The sequence below is a fragment of the Nitratidesulfovibrio oxamicus genome (assembly GCF_015731765.1).
Classification (GTDB): Bacteria; Desulfobacterota; Desulfovibrionia; order Desulfovibrionales; family Desulfovibrionaceae; genus Cupidesulfovibrio; species Cupidesulfovibrio oxamicus.
Genome location: NZ_VRYY01000328.1, coordinates 1 through 2,932, shown reverse-complemented (window position 1 = coordinate 2,932; position 2,932 = coordinate 1). Strand labels below are relative to the sequence as shown.

The following is a 2,932-nucleotide window of genomic DNA, read 5'->3' as shown; positions in this document are numbered from 1 at the left end:
CAAGCGGCGAGAGCCAGAGCCCGAGGATACCGAAATGTGGAGAACTTCATCACCATGGTCTACCTGATCGCGGCCCCGATTCAGGTCGTGGTGGCTTCATGAATTCCACATCAAACGTCGAAGAACCGTTTTTGTTTGGTGGTGCTGGTGAAAGGGTACAGGGTGTTGGCCGGCTTGGGGAGGGGAGTGCGCGGTTGTAGTCGGCTTCTACGAAGACAGTTCTGCCCTTTTGGGCACCTTCGATTTCGTTATGCCTCCGGCGGGCAAGGGGCCATGAAACGATGGCCCCTTGCATCCCCGCGTTCCAGGGGCTCCGCCCCTTGGAACCCCGTGTCGTCATGCACCGCATTCTTACGCCGGCCAGCTTCCCTGCGGCGCTGGCGCGCCTTGGGCGATCTGCCCGACAGAATGCGTATGTGCGCACGGCTCCCGCTGGCATGGCGAAGCGAAGGTGTCTTTGCTGCACGTAACCTACACGGCGTCACTTCGGCGGCAGCTTCCCTGCGGCGCAAGCGCCTCCGAGTGATCTGCCGCCGGTGCCGCCAATGCGCGCAAAACTCTCGCTGGCCCGTCAAAGCGATGGGGCTCTTACCTCCCTTCGCCCCCGTTGTGACGCATGTGCCGCAGCAAAACCCGGCCATACGCTTTTGCGCACGAAAGATGGCCGCTGAACAATAGCGTCGCCTTGCAGTCGTCCGACCATTTTCATACCGATGCGCTTCTTTCGCCTGAGCGCAAGAAACCTTTGCGCGGCGATACGCAGCCGCAGCCGGAGATCGCCGCCGAGGCTTCGCGAGGCGGAAGCTCCGGCGTTGCGGATGCGCGCCGCAGTGAAGGTGGGGTAGAAGGCATACCGGCTTCGTCGTGGCGACGAGAGATTCATGCACATTAGCGTTCCCGTCGGCAGATCACCCGAAGGCGCCTAGCGCCGGAGGGAAGCTGCCGACGAAGGAACGCAGTGCATGAAACGGCGGGGGTCCAGGGGTGGCGAAGCCCCCCTGGAACGCGGGGGTGCAGGGGGTGTTCGTTACAACACCCCCTGCCCGTCGGAGACATAACGAAATCGAGGGCAGTCAAAGGTGCGGGACTGTCTTCGTGGATGCCGGTTGCAACCGCGCACAACCTCTCCCCTCTTGATCCCTCCCCAATTATTACTGCAATCCCAGATTAACCCTGCTCCCCCCGCCCTTGGCGCCAGCCCCACCATCCCCACCCGCCGTACCGGCGGCAGGCGCCACCTTGGCCCCGGAAAGGAACACCCGTTCGCCCAGCGCAGGATCAAGCTCCAACAGCTTGTCGCGCACGGCCTTGGCCCGCGCGGTGGCCAGTTCCTTCAGCGCCTCGGGCGTCACTTCATGGTGTTCCTTCAGCGCAGCCTCCATCACGTCAGCAGGTTGCGATTTGGTGAAGCCGACCACGTTGCGCGGCTTTTCGAAGGGCGCGTCCTTGTACACCTCATCCAGCAGGTCCTCGTATTCGTCCTTGTCGATGGTCAGGTCGTCAACGTTCACCCGTGCCCGCTCGGCACGCGACAGCGAGGCGTGCTTGGCCTCGCGCAGGGCGCGCAGCAGGGCCTGTTCCTTCAGGCCGCGCGTGTCGCCATCCGGTTCAGCCGCGCCCTGCACTTCCAGCTTCAGGCGCGGGCGCTGGCGCAGCACCTCGACCACGGCGCGCAGGTCCTTTTCCGCCGCCTCGTTCAGCGTTGCCACGCCGGGCGGAAATTCCACGTAGCGCATGTCCCTGCCGCCGGACCCCAGGCTGAGCACGCTGCCCACCAGTGCGAAGGGCGAGGTGACCACCTTGACCATCAGGTTCAGAACGGCCTGCATGACCACGCCGCCCAGGCGGAATTCCGGGTCGTCCAGCCGGCCCTTCACGGGCAGGCGCAGGTCCACGTTGCCGCTCATGTCCTGCAACAGGGCAAGCCCCAGCTTTACCGGATAGTTGGGCGCATTGGGCCTGTTGTCCTTGCTCCCCAGTTCGATCTGGCTGAGGGTGAAATGGTTGTCGGCGTCGAGCACCCAGTTTTCCGCCTTTACGGTCACGTCTGCGGAAAAGCGCCCATGCTCCACGGGATAGGCGATGTACTGCACCGCGTAGGGCGACAGGGGCACCAGATCCAGTCCGGACATGGTGAAACGCATGTCCGCGAACACGGGATGGATGAGCGGGTTCACCGTGCCGCCCACCAGCACCGGCACCCCTTCCATGCCCGCGCGCAACTGCACCTCGGCCCGCGAGGCCGGGTCCAGCGAGACGCCGGAGATACGCCCCTCGATGTCGGACACTTCGGCGGCATACGCCGGGGACATGCGCTCGTCTCGGAAGCGCAGCGCGCCACCTGAAATGGACAGGCTGCCCACCTCCAGCGTGGTGAACGGCCCGGCATTGGGACGGGCCGTTACCTCCGCGCCATCACCCTGTGCGGAAGATGGGGGGGGCGGCGATGCCGGATCCGTGGCAGGACCGGACGCAGCCTTGCTGGCGGGCTGCGCGGTGACATCCGCCGGGGATTTCGCGTCCTTCTCCGGTGCCGGGGGCTTCGCGTCCTTCTCCGGTGCCGGGGGCTTCGCGTCCTTCTCCGGTGCCGGGGACTTCGCGTCCTTCCCCCCTGTCGGGGGCTTCGCCCCCAGGGCCCGCCCGATGCTGGTGGAGCCGTCCTTGAACACCATCACCGAAAGCTTCGGCTTTTCCAGCCCCACTTCCTGCACGCGCAGGGAAAGGTCGCCCGATGGCTGCTGCCCGAAACGCAGCCCGCGCACCGAAAACCGTCGCAACGAGGCCAGCTCCTGCTTGCCCCCGGCCAGCTTCAGCGACAGATTGTCCAGCCGGGCCGCGCCCTCCACGCTCATATCCAGGGCCGGTTCCGCCGCCTGTCCCGCCTGCGGGCGCGGACGCGCCCTGCCCGCCGGAGCCGCCGGGGCGGCCTGCT

At 65.9% G+C, this 2,932-nt stretch carries 1 protein-coding gene; it reads right to left on the bottom strand.

Annotation, left to right across the window (positions count from 1 at the left end):
• Window positions 1–1,151: 1,151 nt before the first annotated feature.
• Window positions 1,152–2,932, bottom strand: a 1,781-nt coding sequence (locus tag FVW20_RS11290; RefSeq protein ID WP_196609664.1) for a DUF748 domain-containing protein, incomplete at its 5' end; no start/stop codon positions are given.